Below are 26,188 nucleotides of genomic sequence, written 5' to 3'. Positions count from 1 at the left end.
CTTTGTTTCAGGTGTGATGGGTGCAGCCGGCAGGCGTGATGTCGACCGGGGAAATCAGTGTTCGAAATGTTCCGCGGTCCGCGTGATGCCGTGGGCGCGGTCGGCGTGAACCTGGACCGGGCCGGACGAACACGGACACACGTTCGGCTCGTCATCGGGCGTGGTGTCGGCGACGGATCAGAGAAGGCGACGTGCCCACCCTGGGCGATGGCCGTGCGGTGCACATCTGCGTACCGATGCACACAGCCTATACCACGACACTCTCCGGCCGTCGAAAAGACGTCCTGGGTCACCGACCGTCAACGATCTGTCTCCGTCCGCGGTCCTGCGTGTTCACGATCGCTGCCGCAGTGGACGCGATCGTCCGGTCGCCGTCGTGGGTCAGCCTGTCCAGTGCCCTCTGTGCTGCCGTGCCGGGAATCTCGGCAAGCGCCTGCGTGATCCGCAACCGCGTGGGCGAATCATCGGCGTTGTCGAGCTTGTCCTGCATGACCTCGACGATGTCGTCGGCCGAGGGTGACACCGTCGTCAGCAGGCCCAGCACTTCGGCAGCCTCGACGTCGCGGCGCCCCTCGACGACCATCTCGATCAGGGCGGGGATGGAGTCGACGCTTCCGCGAGAACCGAGCGCGAGTGCTGCGTAACCGCGGACCGTGGCGTCCGAATCGTGGAGAGTTCGTCTCAGTTGAACCGTTGCCTCCGGGGTCTGGATTTCCGCTATCGCGGCAGTGGCGCGACGCCGGACGTCGACCTCCTCGGCGTCGAGACCGTTGGCCAGATCCGCGAGTCCCCGGCCGGCGACCCGCGCCAGCGACCACTGCAGCGCTCCGGCCACATTGGGGTCGTCCTCCGACAGGATGGCCTCGACCAATGCTTCGACGGGCAGCGACGAATTCTCGTTCTGCGACAGGATCGCTTGTTGACGACGTGCCGCGGACTCCGATTCGAGCGCGCGCAACAGACCGACGATGCGCAGGACGTCCTCCCACTCCGCCGGCGAGGCGGCGTCGACGCGTTCGAGCTTGCCGAGCAGTTCCTCCTCGGCGGCGATCCGCTGGCGCGTATGTCGGATGAGGTCTCCCACCAGATCTGCCGGTGCGAAATCGGGCTCGTCCAGTGCCCGCTTGGCCTCGTTCAACGACAGTCCCAGTGTTCTCAGGCTCTCGACGTGGAAGAGCCGTCGGATGTCGTCGGCGGAGTACTCTCGGTAGCCGCCGGACGTGCGGCCTGTGGGCTTCACCAGTCCCAACCTGTCGTAGTGGCGCAACATCCGTGCACTGACACCACAACGCCGAGAGACCTCACCGATCAACATCCCATCTCCTCCTTCTACGTGTCCGGACCGACGACCGCGACACGCTTCGCCGTCTCGACCGCGAGGGTGAACCCGCTGTCGGGGTCGTGACAGAGCTGCGTCGTCGCCTCCGCATGCGCACGAACGCGCGGATCTGAACTCGTCCCGGCTGCGTCGAGGGCCGGTAGGACAACGTCCCCGAGTGCCACCAGCGCACGGCTCAGACTGAGCTGCATGTGCTGGTCGCCCCGTCCGAGTTCGGTCGCCAGATCGGCCGCGAGCGCAGCCTCGTCGCCGGGCGGCACGAGTGCCACGGCCGCCCGCCAAGCACTGCGCGCGACGTCGTCGTGCTCGTCGTGCAGCAGTGCCGACACGGCGGGCCAGGCGAGCCGATCTCCGATCTTGGACAGGGTGTGCAGCGACTGACTGCGGGCCTGCGCGGTGTCGGAACCGAGCTCTCGGACCAGTCTCGGCACCGTGATTTCGGTCGGCAGGCGGCACAATGCCCAGGTCAGCATGTCGCGGACGAAGAAGTCCGGTTCCACGGCGCACCGATCGACGAGAGTGTCCGTGAGACGCGGATCAGGGCGCGTGCCTGCAGAGAGCGCCGCCCGCAGCCGAACCGACGGGTCGGCTGCGGCCAGAGCGTCGACGAGGTGAGCATTCGACCCACCGTGGCTGGTTGTGTTCACGACAACCACCTCCTTCGTCGACCATTCGAGTCCTTGTCACTGTGTCAGGGTCAAGCCTCGTTTGTCAGAGGCGTCGATCAGATGGAGGATGCGGTTGTGGCACAGGTGGTCCACCGAATAACAGAAACCCGACCGTGCCCTGCTGCGCAGTGCACCCTGCGTCGACAGTCCTGAAGGATGCGAATCGTCCCGACGACCGACTCGAACAGTCTCGGCGACAGGGGTTCTCGACTGTTTTCACCACCGCGAGGCGGCTCGTCGGGACGGTCCGACCGACCAAGCAGGTACCGGGTCGGTCAGGGCACCTTCGGCGGGTTGTCGGGGAGGAGAACGGCACCGATCTCGTTGCCGATCGGCACAGCATTGTTGTTGTTTGCGTTGGCCGTCGGTCCGAGCGTGACGTATACGACGATCGTGGTCTTTGTCTCCTTTTCGTAGAGAGCGACGCCGTTGTAGCCCCCGAAGGCCGGGTTCATGAGCAGCCAACTGCTCAAGTGAACGGTTCCGAATGCGAAGTACTTGTCCGCCGTCAGCGGGCCCAGCCCGGCGGTCTTGTCCGCCATCATCTCCGTGAACGCCGCGTCGGACAGCAGCTCACCGGTGCCGAGCGCACGAACCCAACGAGCGACTTCGGACACGGTGGAGTTCATGTTGCCGCTGTTGAGGAACGCCGTGGGACTCCAGAACGTGGAGTCCTCGAAGACGCCCCGTTCGTTCGTATAGCCGTGCAGGGTCGGTTCAGCCATCTGGGGTGTCAGCATCACATTGCTCTCATCCATCCCGAGCGGCGTGAAAATCCGCTCCTTCAGCAGGTCGCCCAGAGGCTTTCCCGTCGCCTTCTCGAGTACCACCCCGAGCAGACACAGATCGCTGTGCGCGTAGGCAAAGCTGGTCCCCGGCTCGAACAGCGGCGGGCGGGAATTGGCCAAGTCGAAGATTTCCTGAGACGTAAAGCCCTTGATCGGATTTGCGTAGAAGATTTTCAGGAATTCCGGGTTGGTCACGTAGTCCGAAATACCAGTAGTGCTGTTGGCGAGCATCCGCGGGGTGATCTTGTCGGCGCGCGGAAAGTCGGGCACCCACTTGTCGATCGGCTCGTCCAGGCTCAGCGTTCCTGCTTCGTTGAGCTGCAACAGTACTGTCGACAGCATCGGCTCCATCGGCTGGCCGACTCGCACTTGCATGTCACGCGTCGCGGGTACGCCGAGAGGAGACTCACCCACAGCTCCGGCGACGATCTCCTCGTCACCGCGCCATACGCCGAATACGGCGCCGCTGAGATCGAGCTCCGCCAGCTTGCCGCGAACAATATCGACGATCTTGCCGGTATCGGGATCGTCCGTGTGCACGACGTCAGGACCGTGCTCCGTCGATTGCTGTTCGCTGCTGCGATCCTCCGATCCGCACGAAATGGTGGCGAAGACGAGAACGATGCTGAGCGCGGTGGCCGTTCGACGCAGCCGGATACGAGTCGACAAGCTCATGGGGTCGATCCCTTCGTGCGGAGGGTCGAGCGGGAGTCGCTGCTCAATGGGATTCTAGGCGGAGACTGTCGCAACCCAGGGAGGTTCCGACCGTTATTCGCAGGCCACCGTTCAGTCGAGTTGTGCAGTCGATCGGATATACGGGACGTCCTGACCTGGCCTTCCGGAACCGAGGGCGACGTAAGCCGTTGAACGTGGGCTGCAGTGGGTCTTCTCGTCCAGCTGCACCCCGAACATGAACCCCTGCACGCGCTCCCGATGCTCGGGAACACAGCGACAGGGTCGCCGCGACCGCAGGCGTCAGCGCGTCCGCCACAGTCGGCGCCTGTCAGCTCCCCATCAACCCGCGGTTGGGGATCTGACGAGATCACCCACCGCCCGCGGAATGACTCGGTGCACCGAGGCCGCGAAGCCGCATAATTGAGGTGCGAGGTGAGACCGTTGCGACAGACACCCTGGTTGACGACGACGATATTGCTCGGGTCCGTTGTTCTCCTGCTTGCAGTCCACACCGGCGGCGGTGCGTCGAGCGAACCCGGCAGGGACGCGGCGCGCATGCTCGATCCCGCCGGGCCGGTCCTCACCCTCACTCCGCCGCGCGGGCAGCCGGGCGACCGCATCCGGTACTACGCGACGAATCTCTCGACCTGCGGCGGACCGTGGGCGGTGGAGTTCGGCGATCGTGTCCTGGGCGAGACCCGTCAGGTCGGCAGTGTCGCCGACTTCCGCGCGGCGGTGCCGAACCGCGGCAGTCGCGGTTTCCAGGTGGCCGGGCTGCGGTGCCTGCCGATCCCGTCGATGGTGGTGCAAACGGCGTTCGAGGTGCTCCCGGTGACACCCTCGTCGGAGCCGACCATCACCTGGACGCTGCCGCCACCACCAGAGCTGCCGACGCGGACGACGAGACCCACACCGACCCCCACCACCACGCTCACAGATCCTGATGACGCGGAGCCGTAGTAGCGGCCGCACGCAACACTTTCCCCCTCGATGGCCACGCGTCGACCAAATGGGCCCGCCCCACACACCACTGACTGGAACCGAAATCCGTTCCTCGTAGATATTGTCGGCGTCCCGTACCGTTCGCTGCACGTGCGGGTGACGTGACCACGCCGCTCCTGATCGGGGTGGTCCTCGGCGCCGACTACGTGGTGAGCAAGTCCCTCGTCACCGAACAAGCCCCTCGCAGTTTCCGCGGCCGGCTGATGAGCCTGCTCGCGGTGGCCTGGGCCACCGGCTACGTTGCCGCCTACCTCGTCGGCTACCTACTCACCCAGCTCGGCGGCGAGTCCTGGCAATACATGCTCGCCGCCAGCGCTGTTCCCGCTCTGCTGATCTTCTCGTTCCGCCTCGGCGTTCCGGAGTCCCCGCTGTGGCTGACCGCAGCCAGGATCGTCGCAACGCTGATGCCTCACCTGCAGATCGAGCCGAGAATTTGCATCGGATCGCGCAAGAAGCAGGCACCTACTGGATGAATCGCTTTTCCCAGCCGGACTGGTATTCGGTGAGCGATTCGGGTGTCAGATCGGACGGGTTGGGCAGCGCGATGTCCTGGGCTCGCGCGACGCTTCCTTCGATGCCGGGAAGGGCGCTCGCGTAGCCGAGTGACAGCGCCTTCTGACCGGCGGGGGTCGCCATGAAGTTCGCCAGCACCTGCGCCGCATTCGGGTGCGGCGCCGCGGAGAGGACGTGAGTGAACCATGGAGTTCCCCACCGAGGATCGGGCAATGCCCAGTCCACCGGTGCGCCCGATTCCTTTTCCCGCACCAGGGGTTGCACCATAGGGGTTGCGACGATCTCGCCTGACGTCAGGGCCTGAGCGACCCCCAGTGCACTCGGGTAGATGCGTGGCTTCAGCTCTGCGAGTCGCTGGAGGAAATCTTCGCCGAAGTTCTTCTCGTAGAATCGGTAGAGATCGACGTACGAGGCGATACCGGACGGGTTGACGATTCCGATCTTGCCCTTCAACGCGGGATCGAGCATATCCGTCGGCTTCTGCAGACCACTCGGAAGTGCTGTCGTGTTCCATCCGAGAGAAAACACCGCCGCACTCGTCAAGAAGAACTTGTCGGAAATGATGCTCTTCTGCGGTTCGTACTCCGGCGCATCGAATGCCGGGCCGACGAGATCGGTCGAGTAGGTGCCCGACTCGGCGGCCGTCTCGATCCACGCGGCGTCCGTCAGCATGTGCACGTCAGCGGTTCCACGCTTCGTCTGATTCTCGACCTCGACCTTCGGGTTGATATCGGCGTCGGTTCCCCGGACGTATTCGAGGGAGATCTCGGGATACTCCTGCTCGAAGGCCACTTTGAGAGCGTCGAGATTGGCGGGCTTCTGGCTCGAGTACAGCAGCACGCTGCCTTCGCCCTTGGCGGCTGCAACGATGTCGTCCCAGCCGCCGGACACTGGTTGGTTGGCGCCGGAACCGCCGGATCCGCAAGCGGCGGAGGCGAAAGCAGCGATCACAGCGACCGTCATCAGCTTTATCTGCACACTTCTCATGACATGCAAGCCCTTTCGTATCGGTTCGACGAATGCGAACCTGCGTATTCGAGACGGAGCGAGGAGTCTCACACAGAAGGAACGCGTACGCCGCGAACGATCCGACCAGTGCAGCAACATGCTCGGGACGTGCATGCATACGTGTGACCATGGATGCACGTTGTCCGCCGCCGGGGTTGCAAGAGCGGGCCGGTTTCCCTCGTGTGAACGAACGGCACTACGCTTGACTTGAACTGAAATCAGTTTGAATCTAGATTGGTCTAGGCGTGATGTCAATCGTCTGTCCGGACGGCGGTGACAGGCGACTCGTCGCACCGGTGGACGAGTTCACCGGGACGAAGCGCCTGTCACCCTGCCGCCCGCCTCACCGACTTCCGCTTGGTCACGAGCATTGCCGCTGGGCGCCCAGACGATCGATGCGTCGAGGGCTTCGACGGTCGAGCCCTGCACGCGGAACGGGTTGATCTCGATGGATTCGAGTGAGTCGCCGACCCGCTCGGCCAGGCTGGCGACGTTGAGGATCGCAGCCACCAACGCATCGAGGTCGACGGGCTTGGAGCCGCGGACCCCGTCGAGCAGAGCCTTGCCGCGCAGCTCCGACAGCATCTGTCGCACGTCGGTTTCGCTCACGGGAAGGGTCCGCAGCGCACTGTCGTCGATGACGTGCACGAGGACACCACCAAGGCCGACTGCGAGAGTGAGCCCCCACTGCTGGTCGCGCACGACCCCGACGATCATCTCCACGCCTCCAGATCGCATCGATGAGATCAGAGCACCTTCGGACTGCGCGCCCGGTACTGCGAGCACCGCAGCCTGCACCTGGCGATACGCCTGTCGGACGGCCTCGGGCGAATCCAGGCCGAGGAGGACTCCACCGATGTCGCTTTTGTGGACGATATCGCGCGACACGAGCTTGACCACCAGGGGCGAACCGAGCCGACCCGCCGCCTCGACGGCCGCCTCCTCGCCCCTGACATGGGCATACGGAACCGCGGGGACACCGTGCTCGACCAGGAGCGCCAGCGACTCAGCCTCGCTCCACACCCCACCGGCCCCCGCGAGGTCGGACAGGTCCGGTGCGCTCGCTGTAGGCAGGTGGTCCTGGCGAAGCCACTGCGACCACCAGATCGCATGGCCAGCCGCCTCGACCACGTGGTCAAGACCGGTCATGGCGAGCGGGATGCCAAGCTCCTCGAGATTGCGAACCGTCCCGGGGTCCATCGTCGCGATCGTCTGGTCCAGCAGGATTACCGGCGTGGCGGAACCGGCGAATGCCGGTGCGTCGATCCGCAGTCGCGCCTTGATCGCCTCGCCACGTTCCTCGGTGGGATGAACGTGGATCGCAGCGACGATCGCCACCGAAGGATCATCGGCGATCGCGAAGATCGAGTCGCGAAAGAGCTCTGGCTTCGCCGACGCTGCACCCGTCGAGTCGAGCGGGTTGCGCAGGGTGCAGAACTCCGGCAGCAACTCGGCGAGCCGCGCCCTCGTCGCGTCCGCGAGGACGGGAAGCCTGACACCCGATGCATCGGCCCGGTCGGCCACAAGGTCGCAGGCGCCGCCGGACATCGAGACGACACCCAGGTCACCTTTGGCCAGCGGGCCGGTACGTGACAGCAGCCCGGCCGTCATCACCAGCTGCTCCAAAGACCTGACCCGGATGACCCCGAACTGCCGAAGCGCCGCATCGACCAGACGGTCGTCACCGACGAGTGCACCGGTGTGACTCTGAGCGATCTCGGCGGCGAGCTCGCTCGAGCCGATCTTGAGCGCCACGATCGGCTTGCCGAGCTCGGCCGCTCGCCGCGCCAGACTTCGGAAGGTTCGGGCATCGCGGATCGACTCGATGAACATCGCCACGGAGCGGACCCGCTCGTCCTCGATGAGGATGGTGGCCATCGTGGTCGTATCGACCATCGACTCGTTGCCGGTTGAGATGACGTGGCTGACGCCGATGTTCTGCTGCGCTGCGAAGGCCGCGATCGTGTGTGCGGTCGCGCCGCTCTGCGACACGACCGCCATTCCGCCTGTGGTGAGCTCGGCCATCCGGCCGGACCACGCGGGCACCTTGTCGACGAGATTGATGAACCCCAGGCAGTTCGGTCCCACGCAAGTTATCCCGAGTTCCACAGCGAGCTCGGTGATCTGGTGCTGCAGGGCACGACCGTTGGCGCCGATCTCGTCGAAGCCGGCAGCTAGCACCACGGCGAAGCGGATCCCGGCAGCGGCGATGTCGCGCAGCGCGTTCGGGACGGCTTCGGCGGCCACCAGCAGCAGGGCGAGGTCGACCTGCTCGCCGATCTCGGAGCACGACTTGTGCGCCGACTGTCCGTGGACGGTGCCGCCCTTCCTGTTGACGAGATGCACCTGTCCCTCGAACCCCAGCCGAGCGAAGTTGGAGAACGACCCTGCGGACCAGGCGGAGCGCTCCGACGCACCGACGATGACGACATTGCGGGGCGCGAGAAGCGCGCCAAGGGAGTGGGTCCCGGTCATGTCAATCAGCGTCCTGTCCATTCGGGTTGTCTCTTCTCGGCGAAGGCGCGTGGCCCCTCGACGAAGTCGTGCGAGGCCAGCAACCGGTCGCGGCGGCCGTTGTCCTTGCGGAAGGCGTCGTCGATGTTCAGGAACTGGGCGTCGAAAACCGCCTCCTTGGTGAGCTGCACGGACAACGGCGAACATCTGATGATCCGGTCGGCCCACGCCTGCGCCGTCGCTATCAACTCCTCGTGGGGAACGACCTCGTTGATCAGCCCGATCCGATGGGCCTCGGGAGCATCGATCAGGTCGCCGGTCAAGAGCATCCCCATGGCCACCTTGAAGGGGATCTGACGTGCGAGCCGGTGAGCGCCCCCGGCACCGGCGAAGAGGCCGACCTTCGGCTCGGGAAGTCCCATGCGGGCATGCTCCGACGCCACGACGATGTCACAGGCCAGGATGAGCTCGAGACCGCCGCCGGCGGCGACACCGTTGACCGCCGCGATGATGGGCTTGGGGCAGTCGAAGTCGCGGGTAATGCGCCCGAACGGGGGGCGGGCCTCGCCCTGGACGTCGCCACCCCGCGCCGTACGCTCGGCCGTGACCTTGAGGTCGTTCCCCGCGCAGAAGGCGCGATCACCAGCACCGGTCAGGATCGCAACCCACACGTCTGGATCGTCGCGGAAATCTTCCCACGCCTCCTGGAGTTCGAGGTGCGCCTCGAGATGGAGGGCGTTCATCGACTCCGGCCGGTTGAGGGTCACGACCGCGACGCGGTCACGCTTCTCGTAGGTAATGAATTGATAGCTCATGAGACTCTCCGGAATCTGGGAACGGTGAACGGCTTCTCGGTGTGGTCGAAGACGGCAACGAGCTCCGACCCGATCGGCGTGCTCGCGGCGTTCTCGCCGACGAGCGAGGCGTTGAACCGGACGCCCTCCCGCGTTGCGACCGTTGCCAGGACGTACGGACCGGGAAATCTCGGGTGGGCCTGGTGCACGACGGACAAGCTGTACAACGTTGCCCTGCCGCTCGCGGCGCGCCACACAACGGTCGGCGCGAAGCAATGCAGACAGCGGTACTTCACCGGCCACATGTATCCCTCGCACGACTCGCAGAACTGCAGCATGAGCTCGCCACGGGCCGCGCCCTCGAAAAACGGGGCGCTGGCATCGTCGTAAGTGAGCTCCGGGGCGTCAGTCGGCATGTTTGCTCCAGATCGTTGTCGAGTGGAAGTTGAGGACGCCACCGTTGCCGCTGGCCAGGACAATGTCGTTCTTCGCCACCTGACGTTCGCCGGCCTGTCCCCGTGCCTGCATGATGGCCTCCGAAAGGGGGGTGAAGCCCCACATGTAGTAGCCCGACAGCTGCCCGCCGCCGGTGTTGGTGGGCAGCGAGCCACCGGGACCGAGCTTGCCGTCCGCGACGAACGCACCGCCCTCGCCTTTTTCGCAGAAGCCGTAGTCCTCCAGTGTCACCAGGACCGTGTACGTGTAGCAGTCGTAGAGCTCGAGAATGTCGACGTCGTCGCGCGTTATCCCCGCAAGCGCGAAGGCCTGCTCGCCGGCCTGCTGCGCGCCCGTGACGATCCCCGGGTCGCGTCCGGATATCTGGTTGTCCCCCGGCGCGGCTTGCGTCGCAGCCTTCAAGTGGATCGGCGGCTGCCGCAGGTCCTTCGCGCGTTCGGCCGTCGTCATCACGACGGCAACGGCACCGTTGGAGACCAGACAGCAGTCGAAGAGGTGGAACGGGTCGGCCACCATGCGCGAGGCTTGGTGGTCCTCGAGCGTCATCGGCTTCTGCATCTGCGCGTACGGGTTCATCTGTGCCCACTCGCGCTGGGCCACTGCGATTCCGCCGAGCTGCTCGCTCGTGGTGCCGTAGAGCTCCATATGCCGACGCGCGGCCAAGGCGTAGGGGACATTTCCACCGAACTCGCCATACACCGCCTTGAGGACATTCATCCCGTCCCAGACCCCGCGTGCCGCGTACGCGGCACCCGCACCGACAGCGGGCTTCAGTGGGGTGTCGCCGTATACCAGGACCACGTAATTGACCAAGCCCGCTTCCAGAGCAAGGCTGGCGTACTGGACCATCGAGCCGACTGTCGAGCCGAATGCCCTCATCGAGTTCATGATCGACAGATCCTCGAACCCCAGCGAAAACTGCAGGCGCGGGTCCATGTCCAGGTTTCCGTTGCCGTTGAGCAGCAGCCCGTCGATGTCGCTCTTCTGCAGTCCCGCGTCGTCGAGGGCTAGGCCGATCGCCTCAGCTGCGAAGTCCGCGCAGGTTCGCCCGTAAATCTTTCCCATGGCCGTTACGCCTAAGCCCACTACCGCGGTGTTCGCCGACCATCTCCGATGCGCAGTCACGCGACTGAAAGTAACCTTGCTGATCCGATCTGTCAAACTGAATTCGGTTTGGTAAGCAGGCCTGTAGGGTGCAGCAGCACGCTCTGCCGGTACTGCCCGATGAATCACGTTCCATACGAAGGAAGCTGCTCGATCAGCGGTTGCTCGGACGCGACCCTCGCCCGGAAACGACCATGTTCTTCGTGTCATCGAAGAACCCTCCGAGATCCGCGACAGCGTCCTCGTCCAGCTCACCGACGACACCTGGCCGGTGAAATCGTGCTGTCGTAGTCCTCACGCCGAGGCCACCCCCAACGACGACCTCCCGCATCGATCGGTATCGCAGCGCGATACAGGACTGTCATCACGGCGTGCGCCGATACGATCGTGGCCTTCACAAGATCTTTCGTTACGAAGTACTCGCCAACGCCCACACGCGAGACACGACACATCCGGCACACAACCCCGCCCCATCGCACTCCAAGAAGCCGAACTCGTCTCGCACGCAAACGGAGTCAAGGAGTGACCCTGCTCGCGTCTGTCCGTGGCCTGGTACGGAACTCTGAAGGCGACGCGTCCCTTCACCCGAGACTGTCGGGATACGAGGCTCCTTCACACTCCCATGCTGGTGAGCCTGGTCGATGGCATGGAGGGTAGCGCTGTGCCGGGCGGGAAAGGTCTGGTCAAGACTTTGCCTACCGAGGGCTCCAGCCATCCTTACGCAACGCCTGAGGCGGTCGGGTCGGCTCGATCGCACGCCGCGACGAAGGTGGTGGAGTCGAGTGCCCGCGCCCGAGCGAGGAGCGTCCAATGGTCGACCTTGCCGGGACCTGCGCCCCAGGACGCGGCGACCACGGTCAGGAAGGCTCCGCGATCGGCGAGCGTCTGGAACAGCCCTGGAAAGCGGATGTCGTAGCAGGCGGCGAGGCCGATACCGACTCCCTCGACGGTGACCACCAGCGGCTCGGTTCCCGGTGCCACGGTGTCCGACTCGGCGAACCCGAACCCGAACGAGTCGAAGAGATGGATCTTTTCGTAGTGGGTGTCGACACCACCACCGGTGACAAGGAGTGTGTTTCGCACCCTGCCGTCGTCGACGGGTGTGAACATTCCGGCGACGACTGTGATCCCTGCTCGGGCGGCGCACTCGCGGACGGCGTCGGCCCAGGGACCGTCCAGAGGCTGCGCGACGTGGGCGAGCGGACCACCGAAGCGTTGCATCGCGGCCTCGGGGAACACCACCAGCCCGGAACCTGCATCGGTGGCCGCCGTCACCCGCTTCTCCACCGTCGCCAAGTTGGCCGCGGGGTCAGTCGAGCTGGTGATCTGGGTGAGACTGATACGGAGCGTGACTGGGATGCTCCTCATTGGACACACTCTGGTGTATACATATTGTATGCAGGAAATAGGTGGGATCGAGGGTTCGGCGACCGAGTTGTCGGGTCGCGAAAAAGCCTATCTGTACGTCAGGGATCAGGTGCTGACGGCGCCGGCGGCCACGGGTTCGTTCCTCAGCGAGCAGGACCTCGCGACGCGGATCGGGGTGTCCCGCACTCCCGTCCGGGAGGCGTTGCTGATGCTCCAGGCGGAGGGCCTCGTCGAGATGGTGCCCAAGCGCGGAGCGCACGTCCCGGCCATGTCGGGGCGGCAGATCGCGGAGTTGATGGAGTTGCGCGGCGTGCTCGAACGGCACGCCGCCAGCCGGGCGCTGGGGGCGGGACGGGTGCCGATCGAGGCGATGCGTTCCGCGCTGGCCGAGCAGGAACAGTTCGCGAGCGATCCGAGTGCGGAAGCGGCCCGTGCGTTCATCGACTGGGACGGGCGTTTCCATCAGTTCCTCATCGATTCGGCCGGCAGTGAGCTGCTCTCGCGTACCTACGCCGGACTGCGCGCGCGCCAGCTCCGCGTCGGCATGACGGCCCTCTTCAGCGCGTCCGACCGGCAGCACAAGGTGTGCGCCGAGCACCAGGCCATCATCGACGCATTCGAAGTCGGCGACGAGGGCCTGGTGCACGAGCAGATCAACAATCACCTCGAGGTTACGCTTCAGATTCTCTTGCGTGCCTAGCGTTCTCGATCGCCAGCAACGCATAGTGCTCGTCCTCGGTGGGATCGGGGTTACGTCCCAATGCGAGGCCGACCAGGGTCACCGCGCCGACGATAAGCACGTAGACGGCGATCGGCACCCAGCTGTCCGTCTCACTCAGCAGGTAGGTGAAGATCAGCGGTGCCATGGCGCCACCGAAGACGCCGGCGATCGTGTAGGCGAGTGAACTGCCCGTCGAGCGCAACGCGACCGTGAACTGTTCGGTCACGAACGCGGCCTGCGGACCGTACATGAACGAGTGGAACCCCAACCCGACAACCACCCCGACGATGAGCAGCGGAAACGAGCCGCCACCGATGACGACGAAGAAGATGGCGCTCCAGGCGACACCGCCGACGGCGGCGACGGCGTAGACCAGACGCCGGTTGATGCGATCCGAGATGGCCCCCGCAAGAGGAATCAGGCCGAGCTGGAATGCGGAGCCGATCAGGATCGCGGTCAGTACCTCGCCGCGATCGAAGCCGAGCTTCCGGGTTCCATACGTGATCGCGAATACCGTGAACAGGGCGTAGATCACGTCGGGCGCGATGCGCGACAAGATGGCAGCAATAAGCGGACGGGTCTGCGTCGTGAACACCTCGCGGATGGGGGCCTCGGCGCGGTCGCCAGATTCTTGCAGTGCCTTGAAGACGGGGGTGTCCTCGAGCTTCAGGCGAATCCACAGACCGAAGCCGACCAACAGGGCGGACAGGAGGAAGGCAAGTCGCCATCCCCAGGACTCGAACTGGGCCTCGGTCATGGAGACGGTGAGTATGGCGAGTACGCCGTTGGCCATCAGGTTTCCGGCGGGAGGACCGATTTGAGCTGCCGACGACCAGAAGCCGCGTTGGCGTGGGTTTCCGTACTCACTCGATAGCAGGACGGCGCCGCCCCATTCGCCACCGACCGCCACACCCTGGGCGAATCGCAACATCACGAGAATGATCGGAGCCGCGACACCGATCCGGTCGTAACCGGGGAGCAGACCGATCGCGAAGGTCGTCACACCGATCAGGAGCAAGGTGATGACGAGCAATTGCTTGCGCCCGATCACGTCTCCGAGGCGTCCGAAGACGAAACCGCCGATCGGTCTCGCCACGTAGCCGACGGCGTACGTGGAGAACGCCAGCAAGGTCCCCGTCAGGGGATCACTGTCCGGGAAAAAGATCTGGGGGAAGATCAACGCGGCCGCCGCCGAGTAGACCGCGAAGTCGTACCACTCCAGCGCCGTACCCGTGAGACTGGCGGCGAACGCCTTCGCCAGACCCTTCTTGTCGACGGGTGCGGGTCTGTCTGCACCGACGGAGGTGGACTCTCCGATCATGGCAACTCCTTGTGGGTTGGATTCTTGTCCCGTACGACTCGGCCCGTGCTGTGGTTCAGCTCACCGACGCCGTTGTACTAGTCACATACTTGCTGTATACAAGACGTATGCGCAACCCCTTCGGCGCAGAAAAAACAAGAAAGTAACAATCGGCCCTGGTCCCGACCGGAACCAGCGGCCCGGAGTCAGGAGCCTCTACCCATGTCGCAACTCACGTTCACCCTGCCGGACGGCACAGTCGAAACCGTCGAGGTCACGACACTCCTCAACGCCGGTTACGCCGGCCGGAACCAGGAAGAGGTGGCGTCACACATCGCCGAACTCGCAGAGTTGGGTGTACCGGCACCCGCGACCATCCCCGCGATGTACCCCATCTCCCCCTACCTCGCGCAGCAGACGACCGAGGTCTTCGTGCAGCACGGCCAGACCTCGGGTGAAGCCGAGTGGGCACTCGTGATCACCGACGACGACGTTCTGCTGACCGTGGCCTGCGACCACACCGACCGTGACCTCGAAGTGCACAGCGTGGCGTGGAGCAAGAACGCCGCACCCGATGTACTCGGTACCCGCGCATGGCGGCTGTCAGAGATTTCCGATCGCCTCGATGACATCACCCTGACGGCATGGGTCGGTCAAGGTGACGGCGAACCGTCCACCCTGATCCAGTCCGGGACGCTGGCCGATCTCCTCGCTCCGAAATACTGGCTCGACGTCCTTCGGGAGCAAGGGTTGCACAAGCCGGGAACCGTGCTGGTATCGGGCACGATCTCCATGCGTCACGGGGTGAATCAGTTCGCCGATTCATGGAAGGTCACGATGCAGGATCCGGCCACAGCCGACGAATTGACCTGCAGCTACCGAACTGTGCGGATGCCTCAACCCATCGGTTGATCGTCGGGATCGTGTTCGGTTGCGCTGTGTGGTCGAGGAAGTCGTCGTCGAAGAGTTCGTCGAACACCTCGAAGCCTCCTCCGCCCTGAACCTCTCCGGTATTTCGGTGGACGACAGCCTTCGCGGCTTCGCTCAGGTCGGCGGATTGCATCGGATTTTCCGATCCTGCGTTGTCGGCCGGGTGCAGATCCCAGACGTGCGTGGGGATTAGGGATTCGGGCCGACCATCCCTCAGGCGGCTGCCACCGCGGCATCGCGGCGCACGGCGTCTACGCCGAGATCGGTTCCGGGGCGGGCCGCTACGCGAAGACCGGATTGACGTCCATGAAAATCTGGTAGTCGGCCACCCTGCCGGCGACGATCCGGAATGTATTCGCGCACGGCAGGCTGAGTTTGCGACCGTCGGCCCGTTCGTAGTGCACGGTCATGATCACCACGATACGGTCGGCCTCCACCTGCCAGAAATGTTCGATCTCGTGCCGGATGCCGTTGATGCGGCCGAGAAACGTGGCACACGTGACGGCGACGTCCGATTTGCCCGCCAGGCAGTCGGCGCTGCCGAACCGGAACGTGATGTCGTCGGCGAACAAGTCCGCCAGCGCATCGGCGTCACGCCGGTCCACAGCAATGAACAGGGTTCGGACCAGCTCTTCGAGCGAGTTGTCCACGGTGGTCATCGCGACTTGCTCCTTCGAACCTGTTGTGGTGGGCGGGCCGCGAACCACGCGAGAGCCTGTGGGCGATCGACGGCGGCGGGATTGATCGCCTGCTCGACGGGAACTCCCTGAAGTAGCCGTTTGACAGGGATCTCCAGACGTTTCCCGGTGAGCGTGCGGGGAAGGGCGGGGACCTCGATCACCTCGTCGGGGACGTGGCGCGGCGATACCCTGGTGCGAATGGCCGATCGAATACGTTCCACCAGTGCGTCGGTCAGCTCCGCTCCGTCGGCAAGGTCGACGAACAGTGGCATCCAGTAACCGCCGTCGGGCTGTTCGACACCGACTACGAGGGCGTCGCGGATGTCGGGAATCTGCTCGACGACCTCGTATATGTCGGCGCCGCCGATCCGCACCCCGAGGCGGTTCATGGTCGCATCCGAGCGGCCGTGAATGATCACTCCGCCCATACGCGTGAGGGTGACCGAATCCCCGTGACGCCAGATCCCTGGGTAGGTGTCGAAATACGCTGCCCGGTAACGCTCGTGGTTGCGGTCGCCCCAGAAGTACAGTGGCATGGACGGCATCGGTTGGGTGACGACCAGTTCTCCCGGCGTGGCCACCACCGGAGTCCCGTGTTCGTCCCACACCTCCATGGCGACGCCGAGCGCCCGGGCTTGGATTTCGCCGGCTCGCACCGGCAACGTGGGAACTCCGGCGGCGAAACCCGAGGCGATATCGGTACCACCGCTCTGACTGGACAGCCACAGATGCGAACCAATCGCGTCGTAGACCCATGCGTAGGCGCTCGGCGGCAGAGGGGATCCGGCACTGCCGAGGTATCGCAGTTCGGAGAGGTCGAACTGCTCGCCGGGGCGCACGCCGGCACGTTGGCACGCAAGGAGATAGGCGGCGCTGGTGCCCATCACGGTGATGTGGTGGTCGCAGGCAATGCGCCAGGAGGCGTCGGTGGCGGGCCAACTCGGATTGCCGTCGTAGGCAAGGATGGTCGCCCCGAGGAGTAGACCAGCTACCTGGACGTTCCACATCACCCAGCTGGTGCTGGCATACCACCAGAACCTGTCGCCGGGACGCAGATTCGCGTGCAGCCCCAGATATTTGAGTTGTTCGAGCAGCACGCCGCCGTGGCCGTGCACGATGCCTTTCGGCCTGCCGGTGGTGCCGGAGGAGTACAGCACCCACAGGGGGTGGTCGAAGGCGACCGGGGTGAAGATCGGTTCGGCCGGGTGCGCGATCACCTCAGCCCAGAGGGGGTCGCCCCCGCGGGCGGCGGGCGCCCCGCGGTGACTGATCCACAGCACCTCGCGCAGACTGGGGATCTGGTCACGGAGCGCGTTGACGGCGTCGCCGTGGTGGTGGATCGATCCGGAGTACCGGGAGCTGTCGGCGGCAATCAGGACGACGGGATCGAGCTGTGCGAGCCGGTCGGCGGCCCCGGAGGCGCTGTATTCCGGACCGCATGCAGACCAGACGGCTCCGAGGCTGGCGCAGGCGAGGAACGCGACGACCGCTTCGGGGATGTTCGGGAGGTATCCGACGACCCGGTCTCCCGGTGTGACCCCGCAGACGGCAAGCCAGTCGGTGACCGCGCCAACCTGTCCGCGGAGCTCGTTCCACGACAATGTGGTCTGCCGGCCGCTCTCATCGAGCCCGACTACGGCCGCACTGTCGCCGTCGATGTCGTCATGTTGGAGAGCATGAGCCGCGAAATTCAGTCTCGCGCCGGGAAACCACTGGGCGCCGGGCATTTCGGAATACCCGAGGGCTTGCCGAGAGGGCCTGGTGGCGTGGATACCGACATCGAAAAAGTCCCAGATGGAGGTCCAGAAGTCCTCGAGCCGTTCGGTGGACCAGTTCCACAGTGCCGAATAGTCCTCGAACTTCAGTCCCCGCGTCTCGCCCAACCAACGCTGATATCGGGTCAGCACGCTACCTTCGAGCAGGTCCTCGGGGGGCACCCAGAGCAGATCCCCGAAGTCCGGAGTCGGGTTTGGTGCGTCATCGCGCACTGTGAGCCCCCGTCATCAGCGCCGCGAGATCCTCCGGAGCGAGGAAGGACGGTGGCGGAGGCGGGCCCCAGCTGTACAGCCCCTTCATGCCCTCGACAACACCCGGCTTCCACAGTTGGTCGTCGACGACGCAGTCGATGTCGCTGTAGTACTCGGAGAAATTGCCTGCCGGATCCTTGAGATACCAGAAGAAGTTGGAACCGATGTGGTGGCGGCCGAGTCCCCACACGTGCCGCTCCGGGTTTCCCTCGAGCATGGCCGTGGCTCCGCGACCGACCTCGTCGACATCGTCGACCTCCCAGGCGGTGTGATGGAGGAAGTTCAGTGGCGCCTGTTGCACCAGGATGTTGTGGTGGTCCTCGGAGCACCGCAGGAAGCTGGCCAGCCCGGGGACACGGTCACTGACCTTCAGCCCGATGCCCTCGGTGAAGAAGCGCTGGGTGGCGTCCTGGTCGAGGGACCCGATGACCACGTGGCCGAGTTTGCGGGGTTGCACCGGGTTTGTGCGCTCGACTCCTGGCGCCCGGACGTTGGGGCGGTCGATGCGTCCCGGACCGTTGTACAGGGCCGGCTCGGTGCGCGGCCGCGCCAGACGTGGGCTGACCGTCACCCGGGTCCGCAGCGCGGCGACGGGTTCGTCGGCGACGAGTGTGTCGGCGGTGCGGGTAAAGGGCACGGCGAGCGCGGTCAGTTGGACGCCGATTCTGTCGAGGTCGTCGGGATCGTCTACGCCGATGCCGATCTCGAGTAGCCGGCGTTGCCGCGACGGGACGAACCGGAGTTGTTTCCCGCCGTCGACGGTCGATAGGGCGCCGGCTTCGTCGGCGGTCAGACCGAAGTCGCGGTAGTAGCTGATCGCCGCAGCGACGTCGGGTACCCCGATCTGAAGCGAGGTCAATCGGTGCAGGCTCATCGGGTGCCCCCCAGTTCCATGGCGGAGAGGCCGGTGAAGGTGTGGCGCATCTCGCCGATTCCCTCGACCCAACTGACCAGCTCATCGCCGGGCCGCAGATACCGCTGCGGGGTCCGGGCGTGCCCCACGCCCGCGGGGGTACCAGTGAAGATGATGTCGCCGGGGAGCAACGGCAGCACCGACGACAGCCGCGCCACCAGTTCGGGCACCGAAAAGATCAGGTCGGTGGTCCGGCCTTTCTGGACGAGTTCGCCGTTGATCTGGCAGCCCAACTCGAGGTCGTCAGGGTTGAGGAACTCGTCCACGGTGACCAGTGCAGGTCCGATCGGTGAGAACCCCGGGTAGGACTTGCCGAGGCTGAACTGGGGCACCGGACCGGACAGCTGCAGTGTGCGCTCGGAGAGGTCTTGTCCGACGGTCAAGCCGGCGACGTGGTCCCAGGCCGCCGACTCGGGCACCTGGTATGCCTCACGGCCGATCACGGCGACGACCTCGACTTCCCAGTCCACCGTGGCGGCCGGGAGGTCGATCATGCCGCTGGGGCCGGTCAGTGAACCGGCGAACTTGGTGAATACGGCGGGGTGTTCGGGTGCGGTGAATCCGCTTTCGGCTGCGTGTTCGGAGTAGTTCAGGCCGATGGCGAAGATCTGGCGCGGCGCGGTGACGAGTTGTCGAATCGCGGTGGCGGCGAAAGGCTCCACGGTCTCTGTGTTCACGCCGTCGGCCCACCTGCGGAACTGCTCCCATTCGGTGTAGATCTGCTGTGGGTCGGCGGCGAAGCGACCATCACTGGCGCGCTCGACGTCAATGGCCCCGCCGCCGGACAGTAGGGCCAGTCGCCCGTCGAGATTGGTGACGCGCATCAGGCTGCTCCCTCGGTGAGGTCGGTGGACAGAATTTGGTTCAGCGTGCCGGTCAGCACGGCCTTCGGGTCGTCGACTGCTTCCATGGAGCGGAAGGCGATGTAGCGGTCGGGCCGCACCAGTACCGCACCGGTGGAGGTGATTTCGCGGTTCTTCAGCCACGCACAGCGCACGTCGACGTAGTCGCTGTCCAACACACCCACTCGTACGGCGCGCAATGGCAGATTGTGTTCGGCGGCGAGCTTTTCGGCGGCCTCGACCCAGGCATTGCCGTCTTCGCCGGCGATGAGCAGGAAGTAGTCGCCGTGGACCAGCGTGCCCAGCGGTAGGCGCTCCCCTTCGCGTTCGACCCAGGCGTGCGGCAACGGGTGTCCCGGTTTGGTGCTCGGCTCGTAGAGACGAACAGGGTCCAATGGGGTGTAGGGGTCGCTGCCGTCGTCCACAACGGCCGCCGAGGAATAGGTGTACCCGAACTCGACGTTGTGGTGACGGAACTCGATGGTTTGTGATCCGATCGCACAGTTGAGTGCGTGACGCTTGTCCCGCGAGGCGGGCAGGTCATCCCACAGCGGGCGCAGTTCCGCCCAGTTCTCGTCGGCGGATTTGTCCGGCGAGAGCCCGAGTGCCTCGTCGATCTTGTAGTGATTCATCGCGTTGGCGATGGCGTTGTCGATGTTGTGTTGATCGACGGGTTTGCGCTCTGCCTCGTAGGTATCGAGCAGGCCGTAGCCGGCCTGACCGCGGAGCACGGCCACGAGTTTCCATACCAGGTTGTAGGCATCGTGGACTGCGCTGTTGAGTCCCAGACCGCCGGTCGGTGGGTGACGATGTGCCGCATCGCCGAGTAGAAACACCCGTCCGTCTCGGAACCGGTCCGCGATCACCCCTTCCATCACCCATGCACTGATGCGGAAGATCTTCGGTGAGAAGTCCGCGATCCCCAGGGTGGCTCGCATCCGCTCGAGTACTTTCTCCTCCTGCATGGCGTCGAGGTCGTCGGTGGCGTACTGCATGTGGAAGACCCATTCCTCGGACTTGGGACCCCAGTGGTCCGGTCCCATCGGCACCAGGATTCCGCTCGCCCACGAGCCACCGAAGTTCGGATTGACAAGCCAGCGGATCAACACCTCGTCGTCGCCCAGCCACTGCGACAGGTCCGCGCCCATGTGCACGGAGACGAGCTTCATGATGTCGCGTGGCCCCGACATTTCGATGCCGACCGCCGCGCCGACGACGTGTCCCCCGTCGGCGCCGAGCAGGTAATCCGCGCGCACCGAGTATTCCTCCTCGCTGGCGCGGTCGAGGATCCTCGCCGTCACACCCTCGCCGTCCTGTTCCAGCGAGAGCAGCTCGTGATTGAATCTGATCTCGCTGCGGCCCAGTAACTCTGCGTGTTCTTTCAGGACCGGCTCGAGCCGGATCTGGGGAAGATTCGTGGTGCGGCAGGCGCTTGCAGCGATGTAGTCGGGGTCGGTATAGCCGCCACCCCACACCTCGAGCCGCCCGAGTTCGCGGCCGTAGTTCGCGTGGTCGCCCGACAGCCCGGCGTACCAAGCGGTCGCCTTCATGTTCTCCGGCGGTGTACCCCGCTCGTAGATCGCATCGGCCACCCCGACCTCGGTGAAGATCTCCATTGTCCGCTGGTTGAGCACGTGCGCCTTCGGCAGCCTCGATGTGTGCGGTGACCTGGAGATGAGCAGCGAATCCACCCCGTACGTGGACAACAGCATCGAGGCCGTCAACCCAGCGCCGCCGCCGCCGACGATCAGAACCGGAATATGCATTTCCGTCATGTGCGCTCGCTCCTTCAGCGATCAACAGCAGCCCCGAAGCCACTGAATGTGGTGTCCATCACAGAATGCCACCCAATGAACGATTACGCAATCAAAAATCGATTATTTCCCGTTTAGTCGACTATCGCCAGGACGATCGCGTACTATGCGGAAGTGACCGAATCGGCTGGCAAACAGACCCTGAGCGAGGGGGTCTACCTCTCCCTCCATCGCGAGATGCTCAACGGCCATCTCATGCCAGGGCAAAGGCTCAAGGTCTCCGAGATCGCCGGCCGCTTCGGAGTCAGCCTGTCGGTTGTGCGCGAGGCGCTGACGCGACTCGCGGAGCACGGACTGGTCGTTGCCAGCCCACAGCGCGGGTTTGCAGTCGCCGCACTGTCGGTCGACGATCTCCGGGACCTGACCCGTGCCCGGGTATTGGTGGAGGCACTCGTGCTGCGCGAATCGATCGCCAACGGAAACGTCGCATGGGAAGCATCCGTCGTCGCAAGCCTGCATACCCTCGAGCGAACACCCTTGCTCGACGACCAGGGCGACATCAGCGACGAATGGACAGCAGCCCACCGCGCTTACCACCGGTCCCTGCTCGCCGGCTCGGGGAGCACCCGGCTCGAGTCCGTCGCCACCGCACTACGGGATTGCGCCGAGCTCTACCGTCAATGGTCGCGATCGTTGGCCCACGACGAGGACCGCGACATCGCGGCCGAACACCGCCACATCATGGAGGCCACACTCGCGCGGGATGCCGACGCCGCGACCGCTGCACTGACCGAGCACATCGAACGAACGGCCACCGTCTTACTGAAGTATGCCGAGGGTCGGGCCGCCAGCGGGTCGGGAACCGCGCAATCGACGGGCGATGGCCATCAGATCGCCGGACCGCGGTTCTCGTCGGTGTGACTCGATCGCCGAGCGGAGCTCGTCAGCGCGTTCACAGCCGATCCGCGCCGCATCATCGGTATTGCGCTGTCCTCGAACAGGTCTCGGACCCTCCGCCGGCAAACCGGTGGATACCGTAGCGGCTGAGCGTTCACGACGGTATGTCCGGGGGAATCGCCATGAGCGTCACCGCTGGTCCGGGGTCGAGCATCGGCCGGAGTAGTCCGAGTGGAGCGCACTGTCGGCGAGCGGCACCAGTGCCGTTTCGAGAGCGCCGGCGAGTTTGACACCGGCCGCGAACGCCTCAGCCGCCGTCACGGCACCGTGTCTGGTAATCCAGGAACAAGGAAGTAGCGGCGATGGAAGGCTTCACTGGTCCGCTCGAGGGCATCGTCAACCTAACTTGTACCGGCCTGACTGGTTGCGCGGCACCTAGGCGAGTTGCGTCCTGTCTACCCGCCGCACGTCTCGCAAGAATTAGATCACCAAGTTGCGAGTGAGGATCTTGATGGATCAATCCAAAACCAGCACCGACCGGGTAGACGTCGTCGGAATGTGGGTGACAGCAGACGGCTTCATCCGCCAGGAGTTGCGTGCCGATGGGCGCTACGACGAGGCGCGTGGCGCACGCCGTAGCGCATACATCGGAAGTTACACGGTGGCAGGGAACCATCTCGACTACATCGACGACCTTGGATTTACAGCAACCGGAGATATTCGTGACGGGGTCCTCTACCACGAGCATCTCGTCCTATACCGAGAGGACAAACAACCATGAGCGAGCGCAAGGTAGTCCTGATTACAGGAGCAAGCAGCGGGATAGGGGAGGCGACAGCGCGGAAGTTAGCGGCCGACGGCCACCAGGTTTTTCTCGGGGCTCGGCGCACAGAACGACTCGAGCACTTGGTTCGGGAGATTGGCGTTGGCGGCGGTGCAGCATTCCGCAAGTTGGACGTCACTGACGTAGCCGATGTCCAGTCCTTCGTGGAGGCTGCCCGTGATCATTTCGGCCGCGTCGATGTAGTGGTCAACAACGCCGGAGTCATGCCCCTGTCGCCGCTGGCCGCGCTGAAGATCGACGAGTGGAACCGGATGCTCGACGTGAATGTTCGCGGCGTTCTCAATGGCATCGCCGCAGCACTACCGGTCATGCGGTCACAGGGTAGCGGACATTTCGTCAACATGGCATCTGTCGGGGCATATGAGGTGGTGCCGACAGCGGCGGTCTACTGCGCGACGAAGTTTGCGGTGCGCGCGATCTCGGAAGGGTTGCGCCAAGAATCGTCAGGCGATGTCCGCGTTACCGTCGTCTCCCCGGGGGTGACGGAATCTGAATTGGCTGACAGCATTTCGGATGACACGGCGCGCGAAGACATGAAGGCATACCGCGCCGTCGCACTTCCGGCCGTGGCGATCGCCAATGCGATCGCGTTCGCCATCGATCAGCCGGCGGATGTGGACGTGAACGAGATCATCGTTCGTCCCGCCGCGAGCGCACAGTAGTTCGGTCGGACCGAGATGGTCGTCTCCTGACGAGACGGCCACCTCGATCCACTCAAGAGTTCCGGATGCCATCATGCCAGCGGTCCCGAGCACCCGCAGAAGGCGGGAACTGGGGCACAGTAGCTGACGAAACCCAAATTGATTGCTCTCCAGCCCGATAACGTACTCGCGACCATCTGCAGGTCCGTTCACTACGACCGACCGCGCCGCTGACGCTCCTACTCCCCGCTGTGAGCACAGCGGGGAGTAGACACGTGCGGCAGACGGCCGGACTGGTCCGATGCGGTCGCCTGCTGGCCGTGATGATTATTGCGAACAGTTCATGAAGAACGATGTCCTCCCTGTTCGCGGATGGCCTCCGAACGTAAGCTGACCGCTGCAGCCAACCCGCCTTCGTAAAAGCCGGTGATGAGCTGATGAGCCTGCTCGGCGGGGATTCCGTCGGCATCGAAGGCGGCGTCCCAGGAAACAACGGTCTCCCCCGACTCGCCGTCTTGGGTGACCGCGACAGTTGCCTGGTAATTACGTACGGGAATGGACCCTCCGACCATCGTGTAACTGTACGACTGCTCGGTCTGGTTGATCAGTTCTTCGATCGCCTCACCGCCACCTCGCAGGGCAACGTGCCGGACGCTGTTCCGGCTCTCGTCGCGTTCAGTGTGTTCGGCATCGGGATGCCATGCGTGGATGGCGAAGAAGTCTCCGATCCTCCCCCACACCAGCTTCTGGTCCAGCGGGGTGCGAAGTTCTGCATGAACTGTCAACATGCTTTTCAGATCCCTTCGTGGGGTCGCTATCGGTCGTGTGGTGCCGGATTGCGCGCCAGCGACGCTGGATGCGTTGGTTGTGTTTCTACCGCTGCCGAAGACCCGCCCGTCTGTCGTGGGTGCATTGCACCCACCCACTACCAGGCGGTTCAGAACTAACATTGGGGAATGCCTTCCAGCGAACTTGGACATTTCCTTCGGTCACGTCGTGCTCAGATCTCACCGAAGGAGGCGGGAATTCACGGCTATGGCACTCGAAGAGTCTCTGGCCTTCGACGTGAGGAAGTAGCGATCCTTGCGGGACTCAGCTCCGATTACTACACCCGCTTAGAGCAAGGGCGAGAACGTAATCCATCCGCTCAGGTGCTCGATGCACTCTCGCGCGCGTTGCGGCTCGACGCCGACCAGGAGATGCATCTGTACCGGTTGGCCCGCCTGGTGCCGAGCGCCCGCGGGTCCAACGCACGGGAGTCGGTCAGTCCGAAACTTCTCCAGTTGATGGATACCTACGACTCGACTCCGGCATTCGTATTGAATCGGACACTCGACATTCTGGCGTGCAACGGGCTCGCCGAAGCGCTCTTCTCGCCGTTCACCGTTGCCGACAATCTGCTGCGGATGGTGTTCACCGATCCCGCGGGAGCGTCCTTCTATGCCGAGTGGAATCGCGCGGCACAGGCCACCGTCGCAACATTGCGTTTGGCCGTCGGCCACGATCCGGACGATGCTCGTCTCACCCAGTTGGTCAATGACCTGTCGGCGGCCAGCCCCGCGTTTCGCCAGTACTGGGAAGAGGGACATGTGCGGGGCAAGACACTGGATGCGAAGGAACTCGTCCATCCTGATGTGGGCACATTGAGTTTGACCTTTCAAGCCTTCGATGTGCGTGACAAGCCGGGCCAACAGTTGGTGATTTATCAGGCAGAGCCAGGGTCCCCCAGTGATCAGGCGCTGAAGTTGCTCGGTTCGCTCAGCGCGACCAGGGTCCGTGAGCGGCGGGACGCGGAACCAAGTTCTACCGACTGACGGACGCGTGACTACCGACCCCCAGCCCCTACTCCTTTTCGCCCAGCTCGAAGCCGGGCTGTGCACGGTACCGGGACATTGACTAGTCGATCAGTGATGGCCACTTCGTCATCCGCTCACGGAGGTCGATCGCCTGACCATTCTCGGAGAACGTTCCGTCTCCGCGGTGATGGATCTCGCCCGTTCCCCGCTTCGATTCGTTCACCCAGACATGCTGGGCCTGGACAATCCAGAGTCCGTAGTCATCGACGAGGCGATCATCGACGACGCGGCATTCGATATTCGCGAAGCACTCCGCGACGAGGGGCGCCGCAACGGATTCCGAGGCCAGCGGGGTGAGGCCAAAGTGCTCCCACTTGTCGATGTCCGCACCGGATACGTTGCCGACATCGACGACCTGCTCAGCGAGTTCGACGGCTGGGATAGCAATGACGCACTCGCGGGTGTTGCGCAGCGTGTCGAAGCTGTAGTCCCACGGTCCGAGCACGAAAGCGATGAGCCCACCATGTTGGACTGGCATATTGAAACCATTTGTCATCAGATTGTCATGTCGTCCGTCGGACGTCGAAATCATGATCACAGGGCCCGGTTCAATCAGTCTGTGCACCTTCGAAATCGGGAAATCGGAGAATGTATCCGGACCAATCATGTGGTTC

26 protein-coding genes and 1 pseudogene are annotated in these 26,188 nt (G+C 64.4%); 9 read left to right on the top strand and 18 right to left on the bottom strand.

From position 1 onward, the window contains the following. Positions 1 to 289 precede the first annotated feature (289 nt). The 3 genes from WKC72_RS20860 to WKC72_RS20850 all read right to left on the bottom strand — a co-directional run bounded on the left by WKC72_RS20860 (position 290) and on the right by WKC72_RS20850 (position 3,470). Positions 290 to 1,315 (bottom strand): MerR family transcriptional regulator, encoded by a 1,026-nt coding sequence (locus WKC72_RS20860; RefSeq protein ID WP_370178837.1) that lies wholly within the window; start codon positions 1,313 to 1,315, stop codon positions 290 to 292. A 14-nt stretch (positions 1,316 to 1,329) separates the two neighbouring features. Beyond that, a complete protein-coding gene (locus WKC72_RS20855; RefSeq protein ID WP_370178835.1) occupies positions 1,330 to 1,995 on the bottom strand; it encodes a HEAT repeat domain-containing protein in 666 nt (221 codons plus the stop codon). Between the two features lie 287 nt (positions 1,996 to 2,282). Further along, a complete protein-coding gene (locus WKC72_RS20850; protein WP_370178832.1) occupies positions 2,283 to 3,470 on the bottom strand; it encodes a serine hydrolase domain-containing protein in 1,188 nt (395 codons plus the stop codon). 459 nt (positions 3,471 to 3,929) lie between these two features. On the opposite strand from WKC72_RS20850, the gene WKC72_RS20845 reads away from it, so the two are divergent. Then, positions 3,930 to 4,430 carry a hypothetical protein gene (locus WKC72_RS20845; protein WP_370178830.1) on the top strand — a complete coding sequence of 167 codons (501 nt, stop codon included), beginning with the start codon at positions 3,930 to 3,932 and terminating at the stop codon, positions 4,428 to 4,430. Positions 4,431 to 4,573: 143 nt separating this feature from the next. Continuing rightward, positions 4,574 to 4,945: an MFS transporter gene (locus WKC72_RS20840; RefSeq protein WP_370178828.1), complete on the top strand. Its 372-nt coding sequence runs from the start codon at positions 4,574 to 4,576 to the stop codon at positions 4,943 to 4,945. On the opposite strand, the gene WKC72_RS20835 is transcribed toward WKC72_RS20840, so the two are convergent. From WKC72_RS20835 to WKC72_RS20810, 6 genes and pseudogenes are all read right to left on the bottom strand, one after another. Beyond that, positions 4,935 to 5,948: an ABC transporter substrate-binding protein gene (locus WKC72_RS20835; RefSeq protein ID WP_370178826.1), complete on the bottom strand. Its 1,014-nt coding sequence runs from the start codon at positions 5,946 to 5,948 to the stop codon at positions 4,935 to 4,937. The two genes, WKC72_RS20840 and WKC72_RS20835, sit on opposite strands and share 11 nt — an antisense overlap. Before the next feature lie 351 nt (positions 5,949 to 6,299). Then, positions 6,300 to 8,468 carry an acetate--CoA ligase family protein gene (locus tag WKC72_RS20830; protein WP_370178824.1) on the bottom strand — a complete coding sequence of 723 codons (2,169 nt, stop codon included), beginning with the start codon at positions 8,466 to 8,468 and terminating at the stop codon, positions 6,300 to 6,302. 5 nt (positions 8,469 to 8,473) lie between these two features. Beyond that, positions 8,474 to 9,262 carry an enoyl-CoA hydratase-related protein gene (locus tag WKC72_RS20825; protein WP_037231764.1) on the bottom strand — a complete coding sequence of 263 codons (789 nt, stop codon included), beginning with the start codon at positions 9,260 to 9,262 and terminating at the stop codon, positions 8,474 to 8,476. Beyond that, complete coding sequence (locus WKC72_RS20820) at positions 9,259 to 9,657, bottom strand: Zn-ribbon domain-containing OB-fold protein (RefSeq protein ID WP_052033099.1); 399 nt, start codon at positions 9,655 to 9,657, stop codon at positions 9,259 to 9,261. The genes WKC72_RS20825 and WKC72_RS20820 overlap by 4 nt, the downstream gene beginning before the upstream one ends. After that, positions 9,647 to 10,822, bottom strand: a complete 1,176-nt coding sequence (locus WKC72_RS20815; protein ID WP_037231763.1) for a sterol carrier protein — start codon at positions 10,820 to 10,822, stop codon at positions 9,647 to 9,649. Before WKC72_RS20815 ends, WKC72_RS20820 begins: the two co-directional genes overlap by 11 nt. 705 nt (positions 10,823 to 11,527) lie before the next feature. Then, positions 11,528 to 12,169: pseudogene (locus WKC72_RS20810) on the bottom strand (carbon-nitrogen hydrolase family protein); the annotation flags it as partial. Positions 12,170 to 12,197: 28 nt separating this feature from the next. Between WKC72_RS20810 and WKC72_RS20805 the strand changes: the two are divergent. Further along, positions 12,198 to 12,869 carry a GntR family transcriptional regulator gene (locus WKC72_RS20805; protein ID WP_037231740.1) on the top strand — a complete coding sequence of 224 codons (672 nt, stop codon included), beginning with the start codon at positions 12,198 to 12,200 and terminating at the stop codon, positions 12,867 to 12,869. On the opposite strand, the gene WKC72_RS20800 is transcribed toward WKC72_RS20805, so the two are convergent. Then, on the bottom strand, positions 12,841 to 14,211 hold the full coding sequence (locus tag WKC72_RS20800; RefSeq protein ID WP_037231739.1) for an MFS transporter: 1,371 nt from the start codon (positions 14,209 to 14,211) through the stop codon (positions 12,841 to 12,843). The genes WKC72_RS20805 and WKC72_RS20800 overlap by 29 nt on opposite strands. Before the next feature lie 201 nt (positions 14,212 to 14,412). Between WKC72_RS20800 and WKC72_RS20795 the strand changes: the two genes are divergently transcribed. Next, a complete protein-coding gene (locus tag WKC72_RS20795) occupies positions 14,413 to 15,102 on the top strand; it encodes a DUF2848 domain-containing protein (protein ID WP_370178819.1) in 690 nt (229 codons plus the stop codon). Between the two features lie 28 nt (positions 15,103 to 15,130). Then, entirely contained in the window at positions 15,131 to 15,313 is a 183-nt protein-coding gene (locus WKC72_RS20790) for a hypothetical protein (RefSeq protein WP_370178817.1), read from the top strand. 88 nt (positions 15,314 to 15,401) lie between these two features. Here WKC72_RS20790 and WKC72_RS20785 read toward each other — a convergent pair whose 3' ends face one another. Genes WKC72_RS20785 through WKC72_RS20765 form a run of 5 tightly spaced genes read right to left on the bottom strand, consistent with a single transcriptional unit; the run spans position 15,402 to position 21,357 of the window. Beyond that, on the bottom strand, positions 15,402 to 15,779 hold the full coding sequence (locus WKC72_RS20785; RefSeq protein WP_370178815.1) for a nuclear transport factor 2 family protein: 378 nt from the start codon (positions 15,777 to 15,779) through the stop codon (positions 15,402 to 15,404). After that, positions 15,776 to 17,737: an acetoacetate--CoA ligase gene (locus WKC72_RS20780; protein ID WP_370178813.1), complete on the bottom strand. Its 1,962-nt coding sequence runs from the start codon at positions 17,735 to 17,737 to the stop codon at positions 15,776 to 15,778. Before WKC72_RS20780 ends, WKC72_RS20785 begins: the two co-directional genes overlap by 4 nt. A gap of 40 nt (positions 17,738 to 17,777) precedes the next feature. Beyond that, positions 17,778 to 18,701 (bottom strand): VOC family protein, encoded by a 924-nt coding sequence (locus WKC72_RS20775; RefSeq protein ID WP_370178811.1) that lies wholly within the window; start codon positions 18,699 to 18,701, stop codon positions 17,778 to 17,780. Then, complete coding sequence (locus WKC72_RS20770; RefSeq protein ID WP_370178809.1) at positions 18,698 to 19,564, bottom strand: fumarylacetoacetate hydrolase family protein; 867 nt, start codon at positions 19,562 to 19,564, stop codon at positions 18,698 to 18,700. Before WKC72_RS20770 ends, WKC72_RS20775 begins: the two co-directional genes overlap by 4 nt. Then, a complete protein-coding gene (locus WKC72_RS20765) occupies positions 19,564 to 21,357 on the bottom strand; it encodes an FAD-dependent oxidoreductase (RefSeq protein WP_370178806.1) in 1,794 nt (597 codons plus the stop codon). Before WKC72_RS20765 ends, WKC72_RS20770 begins: the two co-directional genes overlap by 1 nt. Positions 21,358 to 21,510: 153 nt before the next feature. Here WKC72_RS20765 and WKC72_RS20760 point away from each other — a divergent pair, with 153 nt between their 5' ends. After that, positions 21,511 to 22,257, top strand: coding sequence for a GntR family transcriptional regulator (locus tag WKC72_RS20760; RefSeq protein ID WP_370178804.1), 747 nt, complete (start codon positions 21,511 to 21,513; stop codon positions 22,255 to 22,257). A 165-nt stretch (positions 22,258 to 22,422) separates the two neighbouring features. Here the strand turns inward: WKC72_RS20760 and WKC72_RS20755 are convergent, their stop codons facing one another. Next, positions 22,423 to 22,554, bottom strand: coding sequence for a hypothetical protein (locus tag WKC72_RS20755; protein WP_370178802.1), 132 nt, complete (start codon positions 22,552 to 22,554; stop codon positions 22,423 to 22,425). A 190-nt stretch (positions 22,555 to 22,744) separates the two neighbouring features. On the opposite strand from WKC72_RS20755, the gene WKC72_RS20750 reads away from it, so the two are divergent. Continuing rightward, positions 22,745 to 23,014 (top strand): Atu4866 domain-containing protein, encoded by a 270-nt coding sequence (locus WKC72_RS20750; RefSeq protein ID WP_268790359.1) that lies wholly within the window; start codon positions 22,745 to 22,747, stop codon positions 23,012 to 23,014. Continuing rightward, a complete protein-coding gene (locus tag WKC72_RS20745) occupies positions 23,011 to 23,739 on the top strand; it encodes an SDR family oxidoreductase (protein ID WP_268790358.1) in 729 nt (242 codons plus the stop codon). The genes WKC72_RS20750 and WKC72_RS20745 overlap by 4 nt, the downstream gene beginning before the upstream one ends. Positions 23,740 to 24,059: 320 nt before the next feature. Here the strand turns inward: WKC72_RS20745 and WKC72_RS20740 are convergent, their stop codons facing one another. Next, positions 24,060 to 24,668, bottom strand: coding sequence for an SRPBCC family protein (locus WKC72_RS20740; RefSeq protein ID WP_370178797.1), 609 nt, complete (start codon positions 24,666 to 24,668; stop codon positions 24,060 to 24,062). Between the two features lie 6 nt (positions 24,669 to 24,674). On the opposite strand from WKC72_RS20740, the gene WKC72_RS20735 reads away from it, so the two are divergent. Continuing rightward, positions 24,675 to 25,532, top strand: coding sequence for a helix-turn-helix transcriptional regulator (locus WKC72_RS20735; protein ID WP_370178795.1), 858 nt, complete (start codon positions 24,675 to 24,677; stop codon positions 25,530 to 25,532). Positions 25,533 to 25,614: 82 nt separating this feature from the next. Here the strand turns inward: WKC72_RS20735 and WKC72_RS20730 are convergent, their stop codons facing one another. Next, positions 25,615 to 26,181 (bottom strand): flavin reductase family protein, encoded by a 567-nt coding sequence (locus tag WKC72_RS20730; protein WP_370178793.1) that lies wholly within the window; start codon positions 26,179 to 26,181, stop codon positions 25,615 to 25,617. Positions 26,182 to 26,188 lie beyond the last annotated feature (7 nt).

This window comes from Rhodococcus wratislaviensis, from assembly GCF_041228765.1.
GTDB lineage: Bacteria > Actinomycetota > Actinomycetes > Mycobacteriales > Mycobacteriaceae > Rhodococcus_F > Rhodococcus_F wratislaviensis.
Note: the sequence above shows the minus strand (reverse complement) of the source record. Positions and strands in the feature narration are given on the sequence as shown.